Source organism: Leptothoe sp. ISB3NOV94-8A, assembly GCF_043421595.1.
GTDB classification, from domain to species: Bacteria; Cyanobacteriota; Cyanobacteriia; order Phormidesmidales; family Phormidesmidaceae; genus Leptothoe; species Leptothoe turfae.
In genome coordinates this window covers 6359771-6382392 of sequence record NZ_JAXSQW010000001.1, presented here as the reverse complement: position 1 = coordinate 6382392, position 22622 = coordinate 6359771, and the positions used below count along the sequence as shown (strand labels likewise).

Annotated in this window: 19 protein-coding genes; 9 read left to right on the top strand and 10 right to left on the bottom strand. The window is 48.4% G+C overall.

The window, feature by feature from the left end; translation table 11 throughout:
• Position 1 precedes the first annotated feature (1 nt).
• Both SPB21_RS27310 and SPB21_RS27305 read left to right on the top strand, forming a co-directional pair.
• Entirely contained in the window at positions 2 to 382 is a 381-nt protein-coding gene (locus tag SPB21_RS27310) for a DUF4359 domain-containing protein (protein ID WP_163663631.1), read from the top strand.
• 4 nt (positions 383 to 386) lie between these two features.
• A complete protein-coding gene (locus SPB21_RS27305) occupies positions 387 to 1538 on the top strand; it encodes a cysteine desulfurase family protein (RefSeq protein WP_499868212.1) in 1152 nt (383 codons plus the stop codon).
• Between the two features lie 16 nt (positions 1539 to 1554).
• On the opposite strand, the gene SPB21_RS27300 is transcribed toward SPB21_RS27305, so the two are convergent.
• The 3 genes from SPB21_RS27300 to SPB21_RS27290 all read right to left on the bottom strand — a co-directional run bounded on the left by SPB21_RS27300 (position 1555) and on the right by SPB21_RS27290 (position 4827).
• Positions 1555 to 2121 (bottom strand): TIGR04376 family protein, encoded by a 567-nt coding sequence (locus SPB21_RS27300; RefSeq protein WP_499868210.1) that lies wholly within the window; start codon positions 2119 to 2121, stop codon positions 1555 to 1557.
• Between the two features lie 48 nt (positions 2122 to 2169).
• A complete protein-coding gene (locus tag SPB21_RS27295) occupies positions 2170 to 3204 on the bottom strand; it encodes a hypothetical protein (protein ID WP_163698799.1) in 1035 nt (344 codons plus the stop codon).
• Between the two features lie 324 nt (positions 3205 to 3528).
• Positions 3529 to 4827: a Sll1247 family protein gene (locus SPB21_RS27290; protein WP_163663638.1), complete on the bottom strand. Its 1299-nt coding sequence runs from the start codon at positions 4825 to 4827 to the stop codon at positions 3529 to 3531.
• 514 nt (positions 4828 to 5341) lie between these two features.
• Between SPB21_RS27290 and SPB21_RS27285 the strand changes: the two genes are divergently transcribed.
• The 4 genes from SPB21_RS27285 to SPB21_RS27270 all read left to right on the top strand — a co-directional run bounded on the left by SPB21_RS27285 (position 5342) and on the right by SPB21_RS27270 (position 9117).
• Positions 5342 to 6691: a UDP-N-acetylmuramoyl-tripeptide--D-alanyl-D-alanine ligase gene (locus SPB21_RS27285; RefSeq protein WP_163698801.1), complete on the top strand. Its 1350-nt coding sequence runs from the start codon at positions 5342 to 5344 to the stop codon at positions 6689 to 6691.
• 71 nt (positions 6692 to 6762) lie between these two features.
• Positions 6763 to 7281 carry a M67 family metallopeptidase gene (locus SPB21_RS27280; RefSeq protein WP_348917926.1) on the top strand — a complete coding sequence of 173 codons (519 nt, stop codon included), beginning with the start codon at positions 6763 to 6765 and terminating at the stop codon, positions 7279 to 7281.
• Between the two features lie 67 nt (positions 7282 to 7348).
• Positions 7349 to 8521, top strand: coding sequence for a molybdopterin-synthase adenylyltransferase MoeB (gene moeB, locus SPB21_RS27275; protein ID WP_163663642.1), 1173 nt, complete (start codon positions 7349 to 7351; stop codon positions 8519 to 8521).
• A 134-nt stretch (positions 8522 to 8655) separates the two neighbouring features.
• Positions 8656 to 9117: a GatB/YqeY domain-containing protein gene (locus SPB21_RS27270; protein WP_163698803.1), complete on the top strand. Its 462-nt coding sequence runs from the start codon at positions 8656 to 8658 to the stop codon at positions 9115 to 9117.
• A gap of 84 nt (positions 9118 to 9201) precedes the next feature.
• Here the strand turns inward: SPB21_RS27270 and SPB21_RS27265 are convergent, their stop codons facing one another.
• From SPB21_RS27265 to SPB21_RS27235, 7 genes are all read right to left on the bottom strand, one after another.
• On the bottom strand, positions 9202 to 10251 hold the full coding sequence (locus tag SPB21_RS27265) for a fatty acid desaturase (protein WP_163663646.1): 1050 nt from the start codon (positions 10249 to 10251) through the stop codon (positions 9202 to 9204).
• A 248-nt stretch (positions 10252 to 10499) separates the two neighbouring features.
• Positions 10500 to 10937 carry a 23S rRNA (pseudouridine(1915)-N(3))-methyltransferase RlmH gene (locus tag SPB21_RS27260; RefSeq protein ID WP_163698805.1) on the bottom strand — a complete coding sequence of 146 codons (438 nt, stop codon included), beginning with the start codon at positions 10935 to 10937 and terminating at the stop codon, positions 10500 to 10502.
• 136 nt (positions 10938 to 11073) lie between these two features.
• The gene (locus tag SPB21_RS27255) at positions 11074 to 11244 is read right to left on the bottom strand and encodes a hypothetical protein (RefSeq protein WP_163698806.1); all 171 of its coding nucleotides are present in this window, start codon (positions 11242 to 11244) and stop codon (positions 11074 to 11076) included.
• 116 nt (positions 11245 to 11360) lie between these two features.
• Positions 11361 to 11972 (bottom strand): hypothetical protein, encoded by a 612-nt coding sequence (locus SPB21_RS27250; RefSeq protein WP_499868207.1) that lies wholly within the window; start codon positions 11970 to 11972, stop codon positions 11361 to 11363.
• A 158-nt stretch (positions 11973 to 12130) separates the two neighbouring features.
• A complete protein-coding gene (locus SPB21_RS27245; RefSeq protein ID WP_499868205.1) occupies positions 12131 to 13777 on the bottom strand; it encodes a CHAT domain-containing protein in 1647 nt (548 codons plus the stop codon).
• Between the two features lie 34 nt (positions 13778 to 13811).
• Entirely contained in the window at positions 13812 to 16109 is a 2298-nt protein-coding gene (locus SPB21_RS27240; RefSeq protein ID WP_499868204.1) for a PP2C family protein-serine/threonine phosphatase, read from the bottom strand.
• Positions 16102 to 16443: an NAD(P)H-quinone oxidoreductase subunit M gene (locus tag SPB21_RS27235; protein ID WP_163663657.1), complete on the bottom strand. Its 342-nt coding sequence runs from the start codon at positions 16441 to 16443 to the stop codon at positions 16102 to 16104. Before SPB21_RS27235 ends, SPB21_RS27240 begins: the two co-directional genes overlap by 8 nt.
• 139 nt (positions 16444 to 16582) lie before the next feature.
• On the opposite strand from SPB21_RS27235, the gene SPB21_RS27230 reads away from it, so the two are divergent.
• From SPB21_RS27230 to SPB21_RS27220, 3 genes are all read left to right on the top strand, one after another.
• A complete protein-coding gene (locus tag SPB21_RS27230) occupies positions 16583 to 17242 on the top strand; it encodes a histidine phosphatase family protein (protein WP_499062172.1) in 660 nt (219 codons plus the stop codon).
• A gap of 197 nt (positions 17243 to 17439) precedes the next feature.
• Entirely contained in the window at positions 17440 to 18279 is an 840-nt protein-coding gene (locus SPB21_RS27225) for a hypothetical protein (protein ID WP_163663661.1), read from the top strand.
• 858 nt (positions 18280 to 19137) lie between these two features.
• Positions 19138 to 22617: an AAA-like domain-containing protein gene (locus tag SPB21_RS27220; protein ID WP_499868201.1), complete on the top strand. Its 3480-nt coding sequence runs from the start codon at positions 19138 to 19140 to the stop codon at positions 22615 to 22617.
• Positions 22618 to 22622: the final 5 nt, after the last annotated feature.

The window sequence follows — 22622 nt, the reverse complement described above, 5'->3', positions numbered from 1 at the left end:
AATGAAAGTCAAAGCGTTTCTAGGAATAGTAGGGTTAGGCGCATTGGCAGCCGTGCTGATCGCGACTAACCCAGGTCAAGAGCAGTACAATACATTTGCAGCGGAAACCCTACAAACTGAAGCCCGCGCGGCATTTTGCCAGGCAGACGAACTTGATGACTGGTTAGGGGATTTGGGTAAAGCCCTTGGTAATATTTGTGAGACGGCCATTGAAAATGGAACCCTCATCGGAGAAGAGGATCTTACGGAATTTATAGAAGACAACACTCAGCGCCAAAACTTTTGGGTCTTTAGCCTATACACGACAGAAATTCCAGCGGTGCGGGTGAGAATACTAGGAATTTTCAACCGATTTATTCCTATTCAACAAACCGTGGGATAATCCTATGCCAGGCTCTCCGATTTATCTTGATTGCCATGCTACAACACCCGCTGATCAACGGGTTGTTGAGGTAATGCTGCCATTTTTTACAGAATATTTTGGTAATCCTAGCAGCATCCATCACTATGGTTGGCCGGTTGAAGCTGCTATTAAAAAAAGTCGTGAAACTATCTCACATAGCATCAATGCACAACCAGAAGAGATTGTTTTCACCAGTGGTGCTACTGAGGCTAACAACTTAGCCATCAAAGGTGTTGCGGAAGCTTATTTTAGCCATGGCAAACATATCATCACGGTGCAAACAGAACATAGCGCAGTCTTAGACCCTTGCCGTTATTTAGAATCCCTGGGTTTTGAAGTGACCTATTTGCCCGTAGAGCCTGATGGTTTATTGTCTCTACCCTTATTAGAAAAGGCAATTCGTCCAGAGACTATTTTGGTCTCGGTCATGGCGGCTAATAATGAAATTGGAGTGCTGCAACCGCTGAAAGAGATTGGGGCTCTATGCCAAGAGCGAGAGATTTTGTTCCATACAGATGCGGCCCAGGCGATTGGTAAAGTACCTTTGGATGTTCAGGCGATGAATATCCATCTGATGTCGATGACGGCCCATAAAGTCTATGGGCCAAAAGGGATTGGGGCTCTCTATGTGCGACGACGTCATCCTCGGGTAAATCTGGCGGCTCAACTCCACGGCGGTGGTCATGAGCGTGGAATGCGTTCGGGTACACTCTATCCACCACAGATTGTGGGGTTTGCCAAAGCGCTTGAGCTGGCTACGGCAGAGATGGCTGTAGAACGTGAGCGGTTAAGGGGGTTGCGATCGCAACTCCTAACCCACCTCAACCCATTGCCAGACAGTTATCTCAACGGCCATCCCACCCAGCGACTCCCAGGCAATCTCAACATGAGCTTTGGCGGTGTAGACGGCCAAAGCCTATTGCTGGGGCTACAGTCAGTTGTCGCCCTTTCCTCAGGTTCGGCCTGTAGTTCAGCGAGCACGGCCCCATCCCATGTGCTTAAGGCCCTGGGGCGCAGCGATCCGCTAGCCTACGCATCCCTACGTTTTGGCTTAGGCCGCTTTACCACTGAACAAGAGATTCAGCAGGTGGGTCAAGCGGTTATCGAAACGGTGCAGGCACTACGATCTCTGTAGAAAGCTTAATCCCTGCCTACTTACCCATTTGGCGTTTTAATTCTTCCAGTTCCGCCTCAGTTTCCCAACGCTGAAAGCTCTCTTCTAACGGATCCAGCGGCTTGGATTGGAATGGACTGCGATGCCAACCAGTAGTACTAGAATCCCTGGGCGGTGTCTGAGCAGCAGCTTGGGCCGTGGCAATTTTGGCTTTCAATTCCTGGCGCTTAGCATGGATTTGCTGTTGTAGGGTTTGAGTTTCTGCCAGCCGTGACTTGATGCTCTTCATCTGGCCCCACAAATGATTCCCCTGGCGCAGCAAGGTTGCCTCCCGTTCTTTGGCGGGCTTTACCAAATCAAAGCGCTGGGCAGACTCTGCCTTAGCAATACGTTCATGCCAACGCTTAATATCCTTAGCGGTATCTAGAACAGCTGTTTCCAACTCGGCTTCACGACGTTTGAGGGTGGCTAATGTAGCGATCGCATCTTCTTCTTGACCCCGTAGTTGTTCCTCAAGAGCCATCATCTCTAAATGAGGGTGGGCTTTGAGGAACTCATCTAAGCGGGTCTCCAAAAAGCGGCTGAAATCATCAAATATGCTCATATATTTGCTATGCCGACACCATGCAATCAACCATCAAGCCCAGTGTACTTAAAATTGTTGACCAATGTAGATGGAGCGCACCTCACCATTACGTCTGACAACGACCTCTTCATTACTAATTGATACAATGCTCCAACCACTGCTGCCAATGGTTTCACCAATATAGACTCGCTGTGATGTGCCATTGACTTCAAACAAAGCTGCCGAGCGCTCTCCCAATTCCAGCACACCGACGAGCTCGTAAGTATTGGCAGTAGAAATGTTCGGAATAGTCGCTGTTGTGTTGGGCGACTCGGTGCTTGCACCGTTGGGAGCAGGTAAAGACGGTGATGTCACAACATTGGAAGGTGAACCTTGATTGTTCCCTGAACCAGGCTGTAACAGGGGAACAAAGACACGTTCAATCACATTGTTGGAAGGTTTTCCTGCTGCCGCCTGATTGCCAGATGGGTTGCCAGGTACTGTAGCAATGGCACCAGGGGACTGGGTTTCAGTTTGAGCACTGCGCTCACCCCGGATCACCCCTAGCGACCGCTTGAGGTATTCACCAAAAGCAGTTTCCTGGGATATGGCAGGTAAGACAGCCTCTTCTGATGCCGTTGGGAGGGCAGCTGGGGCGGTTGAGGAATCTGCTGTTTGCACATTAGGTTGCTGTCGCATCCACCAGATACCAGCGGCAGTTAAACCTGATAAACACAATGCACCCAGCATAAAATTGCCCAGGCGTTTCTTGCTGAATCGCTTGCTAGACCATATTTTTGGTTTGTCAGACTTAGCTGAGCTAGTTTTAGTGTCTGTGGTAGAAGCCTTAGCACTCTGCTCTACTGCTTGGGTAGCAGTAATGGGCACAATCATCGCCGGGACTGTAACCGATTGATCGCTCAGCAAGGACTGTGTTCCCTGAGAGGCTTGAATACCAGGATCTGCATAAATAGCGGATTCTTCACCCGCCAAAATGCGGTCGACATCCTCAAAGATTTCATCCATCAAATCTTCAGCATAAGCATCGACCAAAGTGTCAGCTTCTTGGGACGTGCCTGCAGGGGCAGCTGCTGCGGCATTGGACTGTCTAGATTGGCTCATAACTTGACATGTACGATTTGACAGTGGGGGGCTACGGACGGACCAACAATAGCCAATTGTTCTTAGGCAAGATGCCTAGAAAGTTAGCAGAGTATACAGCAAACTGAAAAGGAAAATTTCGATTTTATAGAAAATATTCTGACGCATTATATAAAAAATATGCACAAAACCCTTGCACTGGAAGACTTGCAGCGGCTCTTGGTTGCTTGAGACGAATAATGCACATTAACGTATTCAGCGCCAATTGTTTATATTTGTGCAACAAAATAACTGCATGTACTGCGCATGATACCCAGCGAATGCAGTTATTTTTCAACGTAATACCTACGCAAATGTATGGGATATATCCAGATGGCCAAATGTTAAGCTCAGCGCTAAATTCAAGGTCTCCAGAATTTTCACTAGCCAGCCGACAGAATCCTGCTTGGCTAACTCGTAGTGATTAAACAATGTGGACAACCGACGCTCTAGGTAAGGCTTAACCTTACGGCACAACAGCAAAATTCTGAGTAATAGGCCTGTTGTCAGGGTTGCACCCAGATTATTGATCAGATCAATGAAAACAAAGTGAGAGTGGGAACCAGCAGGGTCAACGACTAAAAAGTTGAACAAGTTAGAGCATGTCCGCACTAGCAAAAAGTCATTAAGCCGTTGATTATCATTTTCAGGATAGATATCTTTTAGATTCTGGTACAGGGCATTATTGAAGTGCTGACGCCCATAGGCAGGGTCGACACCTGATACCAAATATTCGTAAAAATCATCCTTAAACGACTTGAAGGATGCTGTCTCGCAACATTGGCTACGAAACTTTAGGGCTAAGTCATTATAGGTACGCCCATGGGCATCCCTGCCAGAGAACTGCTGTAGGGAGTCAACTAGCTCGCGATCGCTAAGTAATGTGGGATTATTCGATGGTCGTAACCATTGGCCTTGTTTTTCTAAGAGCCCCTCTCGCTTCAGTCGTGAGCGGCGTACACGGTAGTTTACGTACTGAGACAGATCCAACTCTACTTTCTTTTGAGCCTGGTGCTGCATCCGTCGTACGTGGGTTTGCTGCTCCTTGGGGCTTTCTTCACTTAGCAAACAATGCTCATATAAATATGGGTAGCGACCAATTAGAGTGCCTAGGGGTTGACGAGCGCGCAAGCTAGGGTCACTGTCTCGTTCCATGACCTGGACCAAGCGCTTGAGCATGAGGTATTGCTCAGTTTTTCTAAACTGAGACACAATTTCTCTCAAACGACGCACGGAGCGTGCCCTCGACACCTCACGGACGGCATGGCTGGGAGCATATTCAAAGAGACTGACGAGTTCCGCAATGGCTGGCTGATGATCTCGGTTTTTCTGCCATCGATTGATCAGAATATGACAGCAACGATTCAGAATATGGTGGAAATACATATCCGCATGGGAGTCCAGCAGAATCTTATCGAGACTGGTGACTACCTGGTAATCACCATATCCAGTACCGTCGATAAATAACGTGTTGAAGCGATTAATTAGTACATCAGGTCGCTCGGAATCTACACAGCCAAGCCAATGATCGTAAAGCACCTGTTCCTGTGGACTAACTAATCGCGCACCATAATCAGATTGCGAGTAGCCTGATTGGACATTCACCAGTGAAACCTCAGCAAATACACCTTATGTAAAGACAAACTTCTACAGGGAAAACTTGCGGCGATCGAAACTACAGACAAACTTATTTTTAAGTCTAACTGCTCCTGATGACCTAAGACAGCATAAAAACTTACAAAAGACCTTGAGAGATGCTGAAGAGGGGGCAATCTAGCAGCATAACTAGACTTAAAGCTGAAATGGTCGAAGGTTTAACTTAAATCACAAGCGTTTCAACGGAGGCACATTGGTAGGTTTGATCTACGGGTCTACAGCGGCGCAAACTGAGACTAACATCCCCCTAAGTTTAGATTCGTGTTCTTCCCCACAATAGACTAACGTCTTACTAGTTTAACCCACAGGGATTTTCAGATAGGATGCGACTGCACCGTCTCTGCTGAAGCTTCTGTAAATTCACAGAACTTTCTTCATCAAGCCTATATGTGGTTAGCATAGCTAATGCTGATGAAACAGTGCTGATGAAACAGAGTCTGCTTAAATTTCTCACAATACTGTTATGTCTAGCTTTGCTGCCGTTTCCCAGCTTTTAGATGCCCTTGATGACGAATTGGTCGGACACACTCTGAGGCCTACTCAGCTAGACCAGATGGTGGGACATATCAGTACAGATACTCGCACCATCCAGGTCGATGACTTGTTTTTGGCGTTAGAAGGTGAGCGGTTTGACGGTCATAGGTTTGTCGAGCAGGCACTGGCATCTGGTGCGATCGCAACCATCACTCGCCAAGGTGTGATTACGGCTGAGGTGCCCCGTATAGAAGTAAAAGATACCCTGGTGGCTTACCAACGCATAGGCCGCTGGTGGCGTCAGCGATTAGGGTTACCCGTGGTAGCCATTACTGGCTCTGTGGGTAAAACGACGACAAAAGAACTGATCTCAGCAGCCCTGGACCTACATGGGGGCGTCCATAAGACCCGTGCCAATTTTAATAATGAAATCGGTGTACCCAAGACACTCTTGGAGATCACCCCCGAGCATGACTATGCCGTTGTGGAAATGGGGATGCGAGGCCCCGGGGAAATTGCCGTGCTGACGCAGATAGCTCAGCCCAATGTGGCTGTGATCACGAATGTGGGTACGGCCCATATTGGGCGGCTAGGCTCCGAACAAGCAATTGCAAATGCTAAATGCGAGCTACTGGCCAATATGCGGCCCGATGGCATTGCTGTGCTCAATCAAGATAACCTCCGATTGATGGAGACGGCGGCTCGGGTTTGGTCGGGTAAAACCATTACCTATGGCTTAACTGGTGGCGATGTCCATGGTCAGTTTCAGGGGCAAACGGTTGTGGTAGATGGTCAGGTGCTGCCATTGCCCTTAGCAGGTGAGCACAATGCGCTGAATTATTTAAGTGCGATCGCAACTCTTCAGGCCCTAAACCTTGACTGGTCTGGTTTAACCAAAGGCCTGGATGTCAATATGCCCGCAGGTCGGGCTAAACGATATGAGCTGGCCCATGACATTGTGCTGCTGGATGAAACCTACAATGCTGGTGTTGAGTCCATGAAAGCGGCCCTAAGGTTACTAAAAGATCAGCCAGGAAAGCGCCATATTGCCGTTCTTGGCACCATGAAAGAGTTGGGGCACAAGTCTGTAGAGCTGCACCAGGCCATCGGCGAAGTGGTCCAAACGTTAGGTATCGATCATCTATTTATCTTGGCGGACCCTGCTGAAGCTGCGGCAATGGCAACGGGGGCTGGAGCCATACCCCATCAGCAATTTACGAGCCATACTGATTTAACACAGCGCCTACAGCAATTTATTCAGCCAGGCGATCGGTTACTGTTCAAAGCATCACGCTCAGTGGAAATGGATAAGGTCGTGAAGCCATTACTTGAGTCTTAGATCGTTAAGGATATTAATTAAGGGTCACAGAATCTGCTCTACAATAAAAAATCTGACACTTTCATCTGGTTGTGGCTCTGATCCTTACACAAGAGCATATTGAACGCATGCAAACCCATGCGGAGCAAGCCTATCCCCATGAGGGGTGCGGTTTGCTAGTGGGGACGTTTGACGCTGCAACCGACCAAAAGACATTAGCGAATGTAGTTCTATTGGATAATGCGTGGTCTGCTGATGTTGCTGTGGCTCTGGCTGAACGAGGCCAGGGTGACTCGGCGGCGATGACAAAAACGCGACGCTACTGGATTGATCCCAAAGATTTATTTGAAACCCAGCGCCAGGCTAGGGAAGAAGGCCTGAGCATTATTGGGGTATATCATTCGCATACTGATGCTGACGCGGTGCCGTCGCAGTGCGATCGCGATCTAGCTTGGCCTGCTTATGCCTACATCATTGTGTCTGTCCGTAATGGTATCGCTGTGGATATCCGCAACTGGCAGCTAGATAACAATCATCAATTTCAGCCTGAACCATTCAAAATTGTGCCAGCCTCTGCGGCAAAGGATCGAATGCCGCGCTTGTCGTCCTGAAACTTGAAAAACGCTCACCCGTAGCGTTGCAACAGACCATTACATCTCTTTTCGTTCTCAAGGAACCATGCTGAATCCAAATCTGGATGACATCCAACTAACTAAAGAAGACTATGAGCGCTACTCACGGCATCTAATCCTGCCCGAAGTAGGCGTTGACGGTCAGAAGCGACTAAAAGCTGCCAGTGTACTGTGTATCGGTACGGGCGGTCTTGGCTCTCCCTTAATTCTGTATCTGGCAGCGGCTGGCGTTGGTCGTATCGGCCTTGTCGACTTCGACGTGGTTGACTACTCCAACCTGCAACGCCAAATTATTCACGGCACCTCTTGGGTCGATAAACCTAAAATCGAATCGGCCAAGCATCGAATTCTTGAAATCAATCCCCATTGTCAAGTCGACCTACACAATACTCGTCTAAGTGCTGACAATGCCCTCAAGATTTTTGAACCCTATGACATCATTGTAGACGGCACCGATAACTTCCCCACCCGCTACCTAGTGAATGACGCTTGTGTGTTACTCAACAAGCCCAACGTCTATGGCTCTATTTTCCGGTTTGAAGGCCAGGCGACGGTCTTCAATTATGAAGATGGTCCCAACTATCGCGATCTCTATCCCGAGCCCCCACCGCCGGGCCTGGTCCCCTCCTGTGCAGAGGGAGGGGTTCTAGGTATTCTCTGCGGTATTGTCGGCTCTATTCAAGCCACAGAAACCATTAAGATCATTTTAGGTGCGGGCAATACCCTCAGCGGTCGTTTATTGCTATATAACTCTCTGGATATGTCGTTCCGTGAGTTAAAGCTACGCCCCAATCCAGTGCGACCTGTGATTGAAAAATTGATTGATTATGAGCAATTTTGCGGTATCCCCGATGCTAAGGCAGCTGAAGCTCAACAGAAGGCAGCTATCGACGAAATGAGTGTGACTGACCTCAAGCAGTTGCTTGACAGCGACAGCAGTGATTATGTCTTACTTGATGTTCGTGATCCAAACGAATACAAAATCGCCCAGATTCCCGGCTCAGTGCTAATACCGCTCTCCGAAATTGAGAGCGGTGCTGGGGTTGAGAAAGTTCGAGGATTAGTGAACGGCCATAAACTCATCGCCCATTGCAAGATGGGTGGTCGTTCTGCCAAAGCACTCTCTATTCTCAAAGATGCAGGCATTGAAGGGACCAACGTGACGGGCGGCATTCTGGCCTGGAGTCGTGAGGTTGATCCTTCAGTACCTCAGTACTAAATTTAGTGTTTTCTTCCGAAATCCCTTTCTAACGAGAAGGATTTAAGCCATTGTCTTCTACAAAGGCAATGGCTCAGTTTCATCAATAGCTCATTTTTTTGTGTACAGACGTTGCTTGCAACGTCTTTTTAATCATGTCCCTTAAAGACCGCATCAGCGACGAAATTAAAGCTGCCATGAAAGCCCGCGATAAGATTCGCCTAGAAACCGTTCGTGGTATTAAGAAAGTCATTCTAGAAAAAGAAACAGAAGTACGTCCCAAGGGTCAGGATGCGCTGACTCCTGAACAAGAAATTGAAGTTGTCACTCAGCTAGCTAAACAGCGTAAGGACTCGATTGAACAATACAAGAGTGCAGGTCGCGACGACCTGGCTGAGAAAGAAGCTCAAGAACTAGCTATTTTGCAAGAGTACTTACCTGAGCAAATGTCTGATGATGAAATTGCAGCAGTTATCGATGAGCTGATTGCCAAAACTGGAGCTAGTGGTCCTCGCGATATGGGGAAAGTGATGGGGCCTGCCATGAAAGAAATGAAAGGCAAGGCCGATGGTGCCAAAGTGCAGGCGTTAGTAAAAGCGAAGTTAGCGGGTAGTTAATTCAAGCTTTAAAGAAAGAGTGTAAAAAAAGAGCGTGCAACAATTGTTGCACGCTCTTTTTTAAAGTCTCACTGTAATCTCAGACTATCGGCGAGGCTGATAGTATACTTTTTGACCCTCGTTGGGCACAAAAATACACTCACGAGCAGAGCGCCAGAAGCTAGTCCAGATAGAGTCTTTACCTTCTCGGTAATAATCTCCTAAGATTGGCTTGATTGCCTCAGTTGCATCTTTTAAGTGGTAGTGAGGCATATTCAAAAAGATATGATGAGCCACATGGGTGCCAATGTTATGGTGAATGTTGTTGATAAACCCATAATCGCGGTCAATGGTAGACAGTGCACCCTTGAGAAAGTACCAGCTATCATTGCGATACCAGGGGATATCAGGTTCTGTGTGGTGTAGAAATGTGACCAAATCTAGCCACATCACGAAGACTAAATAGGGCATGACGTAGAACTTAAACAGAAAGACTAGGCCAAACTGTAAGCCAATCGCACCCAGGAAGCCGATAAACAGGGTCCATAGCGTTGTGCTTGTAATCACATCCCACTTTTCGGAGGGGCGAAATAGATCGCTGCCGGGCATAAAGTGAGATCCTTTACGACCAGGTGAACGCTTGAATAGATAAAAAGGATAGGCTAAAAGAAACAGATTGAAACGGATCGCTTTGCCAATCGCATCCATTTCGTTATATTCATCTTCAGAAACTGGATACCAGCTTTCGTCTGTGTCGATGTTGCCAGTGTTGGCGTGGTGAGTACGGTGACTAATTCGCCAGCCATGGAATGGCACCAATATGGGGGTATGGCTAAGGTGACCAATGAGATTATTTAGCCACTTGTGCTTTGAAAAAGAGCCATGGCCACAATCATGACCCACAACAAACAAGGCCCAGAACATAGTGCCTTGCATTAACCAAAAGAGAGGGAAAAACAACCAGGAGTTGAGGGCGTAAGCTATGCCATACAGGCCAGCAATAATACCAATATCTAGAAAAAAGTAAGCTAGGGAGCGACTAGTAGACGGTTCAAAACAGTAGTCCGGAATCGCATCCTTTAGATCTTTAAGGGTAAATGGAAGCTCGCTCGTAGATTGGGTTGAAGACCCAGTTGGGCGGGTAGTTAATTGCACTTATTACCTACGTTTGACATCTAAAATCAAGCTTTGCAACCTGATATATTACGGACTGGAAAAGCACCCGCATCAAGCCTTAAAGCCGATTCACAAAGCTTTACAATACTATAGATTGAGTCACAGACGTGACGCTAGATAGTCAATTCGAGGAAATGTTCTGACAAAACACGTAGTCTTTACCGGTACTTAACAGAGACCGGCACGACAATTATCGGATGAAGTGCTGCACTTCAGGTAGTGATGCATTACTTGTGATAGCTGCCGCCTTGCAGGATAGTCTTACCGCGATACAGCTGTTCTAACAACAATAATCTTGCGACTTCATGGGGGAATGTCATCGCCGATAAGCTCAGTACCTGATAAGCCTTGTGCTTGAGATGGTAGCTAACTCCAGTAGGACCACCAATAAAGAATACCAATGCACCAGAAGCTTCTTGACCTAACCACTGGCTAAAGGCAACTGAATCGTAATGCTTTCCGTCCTCTGAGAGCACGATCAGTTTGTCATAGGTCTTCAGTACACCGAGTACCTTGGTTGCTTCAGTATCTGGGTCAGTATCTTTGATTTCCAGGAACTCAATTTCGGGTAGCCGCTGAATATATAGACCAATACCGTCTTTGAGCCAGCCCTTTTTAATTTTGCCGACCGCAATGATTTTTACCTTAGGAAAGCTTTGCCCCATCTGTTGCCAGTTTTGAGTGTTAAGTGCTGAGTTTTGAGTTGGTTAACCGAGTGCCACTCCTCTCAGAGTAGCCTGGGAGCTAACTCAAAATTCAAAACTTTACTCTACCGGTGTGGAGGCAAACTCTGGTAACTTTTCAGCGTTGGCAGAGAAGGCTGCAAGCTTTGGGTAATTTGCGGGGTTGATTGACGTCAGCTATGTATAGCTGGGTAAACCACCAGGCCACAGCGACAGTAATATCCGACTGCGTGGGTAAATAGCAGGCTGGGGACATTGCCACCCGCCTGACATAGGGAGAATCAAGCATGCCCATCAGCTGCATAGGCGTACCAAGGGTAAGCGAACACTTCTGAACAAAAGGGAAGCTTGATGACTATACGTCACCCCTTAGATGTTTCTATAGATCGTGCTAGGGTCAGTTATTTATTTTTGTTCAGTAGTGACATAGTCAATGGCCCATCTAGCTGCTGCTAGGCTAATACGGGCTTGTTCCATCGATGATAGGGATTCCCATTCGATGTCACGCACTGAGTTAATGGTGGCATCCAATATTTCCTCTTGACCACGCATGGCGTGAGCTAAAGGACGGGCCATAACTTGCAGATCGGCATCATCCCATCCAGTGAGAGTGTCGCGAACACAGGTAATTAGCTGCTCTGCTAGAGGGCGACCGGTATTGACCACTTGAGTGGCTTTGGCCGTGATTTGATTAATCACGTCTTTAGATAGACGACTAGCAAAACGCTGGGCTAAAGCTGCTTGGATAGATGTTCCACCCCAAAATGCATCTAGTTGAGCTGAGAATGCTTGCCAACCAATCTTGGCTTCCTCATCTGACAGTGCTAGCTCATCACCAGCAGCAGTAGCCTCTGCAAAATAATTCGATGATTCTGCAGGGGTCCATGGATAAGGTTCTTGAAGTGCCAAAATTGACTGCAGCATTTCCTGCTGAGCTAGATTTTCTGCGGATAGATGTTGCTTCGAAGAAGAATTTTTGTGGTTGACCATGGTAGTTTTACCCTCCCATAAGTTCATTGAGCTGTGACAGGAAGAGGATACAGGCTTGATTCCAAGTGTTCCGCATCTAATTATTGAACTTACGGCAAACTTACGCTAAAAGACGTAAGTTCGTATACCCAAACATCGAAATTTTGTCTAAAAGCAGCTCTGAGATTGACCAAATTATGGGAGTTCTAGGTCTCTCCAGTGGGCTCGATTAAAAATTCTAGCAAACAGCCATCTGAGCTACCAAAACGCAATTGTGTGCCTGATGATAGGGGAATTTCTTGGCGATGGATTTGCTGCCATCCTTCGTCACTGAGATAGTAGGTGCCATAACGTGAGAAGTCCCGCAAAAAGTAGGTGGGTTCTGAGGCTTCTTCCGCAGCAGTGGCACGACGATAGAAAATTTCAGCGTGCTTGCTAGATACCCAGGGCTCTCCTATGACCAGATCATTGTCGGGCAGACGTCCCACGCGCATTAAACCTCGATAAATTGGCCATACTTTGCCATCGCCACCAACTTCACGAATGCTGATGGTGTGGGCAGCAGCACGGCCACCAATGCCGGAATCGCCTGGGAGACGGGTAATGTCTGTGGGCATGGGGGTGAGTAGCTCCCCATCAAAGTCGGGGTGCATGTAGAGCACGGGCAAGGTCCATGCGGGTTGATTGAATTTGTAGAGTGTTAGCAAGTGCTGACGTGCGATCGCAACCGCTTCATCCACAGGTTTCCGCTCGGCTAATGCTTGGGCAAATTTCTGAATAAAGCTCAGAGCTTCCTCATCCGCAATGGAATCCCGCATCGCCAATACAGCGGGGACACCATGGTGCAACAAGACCTCTGCCAGGCTGCTGCGGGGAATGGCCTGCTGGCCGCTGCATTCGGGCTGGGCACCCCAGCAGGTATTGAATACAGCTAGCTTCACACGACAGCGGGTGAGCACCTGGGCTAGCTCTGTACCGTTGAGGGTGGCATTGGGCTGGAGAAACAAGAGGCCACCATCGGGCGCAGGGATGCCATGGCCAGCGTAGAAAAAGACATTGTAACGATAGCGCTCTAAATGTTGTACAAGCTCTGCTGGCGAAGGCTGTAGCAGCACATCTACCTGACGCACCACCCGGCGACCGGGTCTGGAGTCGGCTCTGCTTTCCAGAATGTTTTTGAGCAGATCGGCTTCTTTCTCAAGACTCAAGGTGGCTGCAGCCCGATCGTCTGACGCCCCCCCATCGTCATGACCGACAACCAATAATATTTTCAGCCCATTGTCCAAGCCCCAATCAGCTAAGGGATCAACGTCACTGGTGGTGCGACTAAACAAGATCTGCTGGTTAAGCGCCACTGCCGGACGTCCGGGTTGGGACTGCATAATTTCCCAGGGCACGCTGATCAGTTCTGGATCTCGTATTTCTAACCGCAAGCGCATGACCGTGCTCTGACCTTGAGCAATACCGCAGCTGTGGTCCAGGCTACTTTGGACGGGGCCATCAAACAGCCACTGCCAAAGATTAAGCCCCAGGTGCTGCATTAACCGACTGCTGTAGCTATTGGTCTGACTAGACTTGGACAAATCATTGTTCTCGTCTAGCAATAATTGGGGTACATAGGCGGAGGGTATATGGGGAACCTGGGGCAAACCGCGTAACGAAAACATTGACTGCCAGGTTTGCCAGGCTTGGGATAAGGTATGGTTCCAAATCCGGTCATGATGCACATGGCCACTGGGAAATGGAGACTTGAGCACCCAAATAGCGTAATGTTCTGGATCAGCTGCCGTGAGCCGATCCAATGCAAGCCATAGACAAAGTGACTCTGAAGAAGATGACATAGAAGCGGTCATAAACGTCCTGCCACAGTAAAAATACAATACACACCTATTCGGGAGGGCAGTTGAGTACCTCAGCAGTGCGAGCAATTTGCGCCAACTCTGCTTCTAGCACCCAGCCTTCTTCTCCGGAAGTTAGTGGAATGGTTCCAGGGGTTGTGACAACTGAATTGGAATTAGCTGGATCTAATTCACTGGTACGTGGTCCAGTTTCTTCGGTGCTGGTTGGCGGTTGGTCAGTAGACTGACCAACCGCAGGAACAGCACAAACTTTTAGCTTGACCCAGCGGGATTGATCAGCCGCTGGCTCCTGTCGGGTTAAAACTTGGACAATGGCACCATCCGTAAGTTGTCCCAGTTGATCACTATTATCGTCCTCGGGGGTTTGGGGAGCCGCCACCAGTTCAACGGGTTGACTCAATTGTAAATAGCTTCCTGGCGTTAAAAGTGGATTGGTCAGCTCATCGTCAGAAATACCTACCGTCTGTGTTTCTTGACCAGTTTCCTCCTGAATAGTTTCAGTTTCGGGAACTCCAGTTTCTGAGCTAATGGAAAGCTCCCTAAAAAACACCATGGTCAACGTGGTTGCTGTACCAAGAATGGCCACTAGCCCGAGTAAAACTGGCCATAGACTCGACTTTTTCTTGATGGGTTGGACCGCAGGGGGGGCCTCTCTAGCAATTACCGTTGCCTGGGAGGAGGCTACCGTTCGTTGAGACTGGGTTGGGACAGAAAAGGCTAGTTGATTGGGGGACGGTATCGGTACCCTAGGTGGTTTTAAGGCTTGGGCGCGACCTGCAACTACCCCAACGGTGACGTTGTCATGACCGTTATAGGAATTGGCAAGCTTGACCAGGTTAGTAGCGGCTGTGGCAGGCTTTGATTGGCCTGTTAGTACTGGTAATAGATGGGTTTGCCAAGATTGTTCAACCCGATCATAGTCACTTAATCCATCGGAGCACAGGAGCAAAACGATGTCATCGTCAAGGATTAAGCGCTTTATGGCTACATGGAGTGCAGTGGAATGTCCCATGCCTAAAGCCTGAATCAACGCTCCTGTGGCTGGGCGATTCACCACATCGGCATAGAATCCATATCCCAGGCGGACTTCGCGAGCTGCTACATCATCATCAAAGGTAATCTGGCGGCAGTTGTTAGCACTGATGCGGTAGGCGCGGCTATCGCCCACATGGGCAATGTAAATTTGGGCACCAACAATCAGCGCCATGACCAAGGTGGTGCCCATGCGATCGCGAGCCTGACGTTGCCCCCGGTCATTATGCTCAGAGATATTGTCATTAGCGACACCAATGGCTTGTTCAATGGCCAGGTTGACTGCTATGGGGTCATGCTGGGGCTGATGGGCCAGTTCATCTAACAGCGGGGCCAGTTGTTGTTGAATCGTTGCGATCGCAAGCTGGCTGGCCACATCTCCACCTTCGTGCCCACCAATTCCGTCACAGACCAGTAGCAGCAGGGGTTGCTGACTGCGGCGCTTACTATTAGGTCCAGCAGCATGGGTTTGGTTCGTCCCACTGGCTGGATAGCAAGCATCTTCATTACGCTTGCGACTAGGCCCTTGATCGGTCAGTACTGACAGACTATAGTCCGCCTGATAGCCTTTAGTTGTCACCGCAATTGCCTGGTCCAGACAAGCTCCCAAGACCTCTGGTGTCTTAATCTTGCCAGTCGTAAGTTGGTCACACAGACTTTCGAAAAACTCTCGAATCGAGGGTTGCGCCTCAGGGACCAGTGATTGCCAAAATTTTCCTAAATCACTAAGTGTGACCGCCTGCAAATCATTGGTCAGCTCCAGCAGCCGCACCAACGAACCATGAACCCGTAAAAGCGTCTTAGATAGCAGACTGCTAGCGACTTGTTGCTCGGTAAAGTCTGACCATAAACCTGCTATTTGCCACAGCCAGTTCAGCTGCCTCAGGGGTGAAGCCATCGGCCATTCCTCCATGAGGGTAGGCAGCAGTTTAGGCTGGTTATCACCCGGTTCAGCAGCAATGGCGGCTGCATCTAAAAGCAACATCTCACGCCCTGTGCCTTTGTTGAGCAGGGCATAGGGTTGGGGCACATGTAGTCCGTGGGAGGCCAGTATCAAATATGGCCAAATATGAGCTGGAACAGGTTCCGGTGATACCGGAGGAATTCCAGGCTCAGTATCTAGCACAATCTGCTGATGCTGCCAGGCATAGCGTTTATCCAGATGGTCAAGAGCCAACTTCCCCTGTCCCACGGCCCATAGGTAACGGTGGGGCAAAAAAGTTTGACAGGAGGTGCAATGCTCGTTGCCCTCTGGATTAATGACCTGACATTCAGGGTTTGGACACTTAATCACTCTCAGATACCACGCGGGGTAAGCCCATACTATAGTTGAGTACCCGACTTCTCAGGTTGTAGCTAATTTGACCTGATTGCAGCAACGTTCTCACAAAATGCTCAAGATCAGAGCCGATGCGACGTAAGTTGTAATCGGTAAGTGCTTCCCCGGTGGCGGCTTCAACTAATCGATCAAATTCTTTATAAATCTGCTGCAGAGCCTCATCAGGCCAATTAAACTCGTTGTCGGGATCAACGTCTAACGTCAGTTGATTCTCACTCGGTACAAGCTCATTGTTCTCAATGTCTGCCGCAAAGATATGGATATGACGTGTGGTGGACTTGAGCAGCATGGATTTAGTTGCATGGTTGAAGACGCCTATATTGTAAACGTTTCCTCGCAACCGCTTTATGGGCGATTTTTTAGCTTTGTTGGTAATTCATATATCCCTATACTTCACGAGTATTGAGTCAAGCGCTGCAAGATAAGGGATGGCTGAGTATCTGAAGTTACTGCTGGTTCGGCACGGTGAATCACTTGGGAATCTAGAGGGCCGTTTAGAAGGGCAAATGTCTACGGCTCTATCTGCTACGGGTCAATGGCAGGCTCGTCAGTTGGCAGCGTATTTACAGGAATATCAACCTGACCCTGTCTGCATTTACAGCAGTCCGTTACAGCGGGCGGTTGAGACGGCGGTTTATTTAGACGCATTAATTGAACGCCCTATCCAATATGAAGTGGCCCTACAAGAGCTACACCAGGGAATTTTTCAAGGGTTAACTTGGGCTGAGGCGAGTAACCGTTATCCTCAGATCTGTGAGGCGTTAACAAAAACGTTAGATTATCAGCCCGTACCTGAAGCCGAAACGTTAGTGGCAGCTTATCAACGGGCGGCAAGCTGGTATCAAACCCTGTGGCAGCGCCATCAACCAGGTGATTGGGTTTGGATGGTGACCCATGGGGGCTTTATGCAGCAGCTGATCAGGGTGATTTTAGGGTGCGATCGCACCTGGCAAATTCCCATTCGCCACACCGCCCTATTTGAGTTCTGGCTACTTAATCCGGATCTGACTAAAGACCGTCAGCATAACTCAGAGTGCTGGAAAATTTTAAAGTTTAATGAAACTCCCCATCTAGGGCAGAATACTTGAACCATCAAGGCACTCAATTTTTTGCAGGCTATCCATATATATACGGAAATTCCGGAGCAAATTGGATAGCTATGACATTTTTGAGGTAACCTTAATGCCCAGCACCTGGAACATCTTGTGCAACTAGATGTCAGCTGTAACCAGGTGTTCTACCACTCTGGGATGATTGTAGTGATGGTCTCTTGGAGACTATTTGCATGTATACTACTACACTTACTGATATCAATGATGTCTTTGGGCAAGCCCAAGACGGCAGCGTAGCGGCCATTATTCAAATTCTTAACGATCGGTTAGCAAACAACGGCATCCGTACTCGTGCTGTCTTTGTCGATAATGTGCTTCAACTTTTGTGTGAAGCTCCCACCAATGAGCAGCTTGAGAAATCGGTGGTCGTTGAAAATATTCGAAATATTCTAGAAAATATTGCCCCTCGCCGAATTCGGCGAGTCAAAATTAATAGTCGCCTTGTCCAAGAACAGCAGCTACTCTGGCTTGAAGAAATTAGCCGCGACCCTGATAATCATCTGCTTTGGGCAGAAACGATTATCCTCAAGCAACCCCATTGGTTTAAGCGCACCCTGCGTGATCTAAGGCGTCCTAAATTACGAACAGACATGCCAGAGGGAGCTTCTAAGTCTGATCTGCGGCAGCGTAAGTCGTTTCTTGGCAACATTATTGGCGGTCTATCCGTTGCTCTCTTACTAATTGGTATCACTGCTTGGGCTTATAAACGGTTGGCAACGGCTCCTTCAGTTGCTGACTCTTCAGAGCAAACAGCCTCGGCTCATCTGCCTCTACCTGAATCCTATGATTCGTTTGCCCGAGCCGTTCGCATTGCTGAGCAAGCTGCTAAGGATGGTTCAACGGCAGAGACGTCATCTGATTGGCTAGCATTAGCCGCCCGCTGGCAGCAAGCCTCTGATCTAATGGCGGAAGTGCCAGTGGCTGATGAGCGCTATCAAATTGCTCAGGATAGGGTGAGTGCTTATCGCTCAAATAGCGAGAGTCTACTGCAAAAAGCCAGACAGGTAGATTAGGTGTATTGATAACCACTACTCAGCAGTAACAGTGTGTTAGACGCTTGCGCTTAAATAATTACCCCATTACCCATCACTCATCCACCCATCGACAGCCCCAACCGGGATTTTATTTTTGTGCAGTCCCTTAGCAGGCAGTGGAGCCTGACTATCGACGTTTTACCTTGGCCATTTTTGGGGTGGCTGCACCAGCGAATCTGAGTGCAGCCACACAACAAACACTATTTCATATCGCTCGCTCGATTATACTCCATCGATTCAGTCTGCCTGGAAGTGAATGGAACCAGTGGTTCAGGCATAAAAGATCGATAAAGATCGATAGTGACAATTGAGAGAAACAACACACAAGATCTTCATACACAACAAATCGAGCAATTGTTGTTTAGTGTCACTAGATGGCGACAGCAAGGATGTTGTTGCTAGCTCTACTGAGGGAGAAGACTATTGCAGACTAAAGACCATAAGAGCCATGGGAAATTCTTGTTAAATCAAGATCATAAAACTAGAGAGAGAGAGAACAAAAAGTCTCTAAAGCAACAGTTCCAGTTTCAACTATGTAACACTTAGTCTCGTTGCAAATTTAGCGATTGTTTATTTAGGGAATGCACCAGCCTAGCACCGTTGCTATTTGACGGTGTCTCACAACTAACGTTATCCCAAAGATCAGCAATACCCACATTTACTAGCAACCGTTGCCGAAAATGGAACGTTAACCATGGAAAGTCTGGATACAATCTTGACACTTAATGAACTCAGCTAAGCCTGCGATTGGCTCAAGGATCACTTGAGTACTAACGTAATGTCTTACTAGCGATCGCAATCTCTGCGACAGTGTTCCCCCTCTAGCCCAGCTTAATCATGGCCAACTACTATCAAATTGGAGGCAGTCTTGACTATCAAGCCCCCACCTACATTGAGCGACAAGCGGACAAAGAGCTATACTCCGCTCTGTTAGCGGGTGATTTTTGCTACATATTCAACTCTCGCCAGATGGGAAAATCTTCTCTTATGGTGCGCAGTTGGCACCGTCTACAGGAAGAAGGCTATCGCTGTGCCGTTATCGATGTTACTAATATTGGCAGTGATCACATTACCCCCGAACAATGGTACAGGGGGCTGATGGGCACCCTGGCACTACAGTTTGGTCTCCGAAAAACAATAGACATTCGGAGCTGGTGGGAAGCACACAGCCACTTATCGTTGACCCAAATTTTGAGTCAGTTTATTGATATGTTACTGGCTCAGTGTCCAGACCAACGGTTATTTATCTTTATCGATGAAGTGGATAGTCTGCTGAATCTACCGTTTTCAGTCGATGACTTTTTTGCGCTCATCCGCTTTTGTTATAACCGTCGTACGGTGGAGCCAGCTTACCAAAGGCTTACCTTTGCCATTTTTGGTGTGGCGGCTCCGGCTGATTTGATTGCCGACAAACAACGCACACCGTTCAATATTGGTCGAGCAATTATGCTCACAGGATTTAGCCTCGAAGAAGCCGCACCCTTAGGCCAAGGCTTAAAGATTCAAACCGAAAATACCCAAGCCATTTTACAAGAGGTATTGAATTGGACAAATGGACAGCCCTTCTTGACTCAGAAGGTTTGTCAGTTATTAGTTACCTCTAGTCAAACAGCGGTCAATGACCCATTAAATATACCGCTGGGGATGGAAAAGTTTTGGGTGGACAGTGTAGTACGAGATCAAATTCTCACCCACTGGGAATCGCAGGATGAGCCTGAGCATTTGCGCACCATTCGCGACCGATTACTCTATGATGACCGTCGTACAGGACGCTTGCTCGGGATTTATCAGCGCTGGTTAGAAGGTCAAACAATACCCACCGATGATAGTCGCGATCAGATTGATCTATTGCTAAGCGGGTTGATGGTGCAGCAACAGGGAAATCTCTGTGCCAAAAATCGAATTTATGAAACCGTTTTTAATCTGGAGTGGATACAGCGGCAGTTGACCGCCCTCCGCCCTTACTCGGAAGCCTTTAACGCTTGGGTGGCTTCAAAGCAGATTGATGAATCCCGATTGCTGCGGGGACAGGCACTGCACGATGCCCAAACCTGGGCCAGGGGAAAAAGTCTCAGCGATTTAGACTATCGCTTTTTGGCCCTGGGACAAGAACAGGAGCAGATTGAGATTCAGCGATCGCTAGACCTCGAAAAGGCTGAAGCCGCCAAACGGACCACCCGTCTACAACGCATTCTTTTAGGCATCACGTCAGGGGCATTAGCAATCGTTTCACTGCTGGGTGCGGCAGCATTTTTGCAATATCAGCGGGCGATCGCCAGTGAACAAACCGCCCGCCTCAACGAAGTTCAGGCGCTAATTTCATCGGCAGAAGGGCAATTTGCCTCCCACCACGAACTGGAAGCGCTGATCGATGCTATCAGGGCAAAACGCCGACTTCAGGAACTTGAGCAAGCTCCTACAGAGTTGACCGTCGCAGCAGATCGGGCTCTTAACCAGATTATCTACTGGATGAGTGAGCGCAATCGCCTGTCAGGCCATGAAGGACATGTTTTGGGCGTTACCTATAGTCCAGATGGAGAATTGATCGCAACGGCGAGTGGCGATCAAACCGTCAAGCTCTGGGCCAAGAACGGTCAACTACTACACACCTTTGCAGGTAATGCCACTACCTTTGGTATCGCGTTTCATCCCCATCTCCCCCTACTAGCGGCAACTAATTTGGACGGTAGCTTACAAATTTGGCATCTCGAATCCAAAACATTGTTGCAAACGATTCAAGCCCATGAAGGAGCTGCCTGGAGTGTGGCCTTTAGCCCCACAGGAGAATTTTTAGTCTCAGGTGGAGCCGATCATCACGCTAGGGTATGGACTCTAGACGGAAATTTGCTCAAAACGCTGTCGGGGCATCAAAGCATGGTTTGGCAAGTTGCGGTGGGTGCAATTGAGCAAACAATTGCCTCGGCCAGCTTGGATAATACCGCCAAAGTGTGGACTGCCGATGGTGAACTCTTAAGTGTATTACCTGGTCCCCTCGACGGTGGCAGTCTTTGGAGTTTGGCTTTTAATGCGATGGGTAACTTACTAGCTACCGGTGGTGACGGTGAAGTGATACAGCTCTGGAACCTTGATGGCAACCTTAGCAAAACCTTGGAGGGGCACACAAAGCGCGTTGAAGACGTGGCCTTCGCTGCTGATGGTGCTACGATCGCATCCGCAAGCCTGGATAGAACCCTTTGGATTTGGGGCACAGATGGCAGTCCCTGGCGTATTCTTCAAATTCCAGGAGATATCCGCGAACTCAGCTTTTCTCCAACCGATGTGCAATCCATCGTGACAACCGGAACTCAGAACACCGCTCAACTCAGACAGTGGGAAACACCGCTGCTCAAAACCATTTTTCTAAATGACGAGATTTGGGATCTTGCCATCAGTCCTCAAGGTGATCGAATCATCTCTGGCGATAGCTCAACAGTTAATGTCTGGGACACCGAGCGAAACATCGCTGCCACCCTACAAACGGATACAATTCTGTTTGGATTTGACTTTAGTCCAGACGGCCAAATGATTGCAACATCTGGACACAATGGCACCCTTAAACTTTGGACCCAGGAGGGGCGTTTCCTAAGAGATTTAGAGGGGCATCAACTACAGATTTGGGATGCTGCCTTTAGCGCTGACAGTCAACGGGTGGTCGCTGGTGCAGAAGACGGTAGTATTCGAGTATGGACTGTTGAAGGAGACCTCATCCAGACTCTAGACGGTCATGATGGACAACGCATTTATCGTGTAGCATTTAGCCCTGACAATCAAAATTTCGTCTCAGCAGGTTCAGATGGTACACTACAGGTTTGGAACGCCGATGGGAATCGCCTCCATACAATTGAAGCCCACGATACAGATATTTTTGGGTTAGCAGTAAGTCCGGATGGTCAGTTTATTGCCTCTGCCAGTGCCGATCGTACCGCTAGGTTGTGGCGATGGGATGGCACATTGGTCAGCACCTTTGAAGGACATGCGACCGGTCTTTTCGGGGTGGATTTTAGTCCTGACGGACACATGGTAGCTACTGCCAGCGCTGATAACACGATTACCCTGTGGACTCTAGACGGTAAACCTATCAAGACCCTATACGGCAAAGATTCTGGCTTCAAAAGTGTGAAATTTAGCGCCACAGGAGAGCTCGTCACTGCCACTGAAGACGGCACACTCACCCTGTGGAACTTGGAGAAGATATTGGCATTGAACGAGCTGGAATATGCCTGCAACTGGATAGCGGATTATTTACAGACCAATATCGACGTGGTGGAGAGCGATCGCACCCTCTGCAAAGATATAACAACAGTTAATCCGTCTTAATAGAA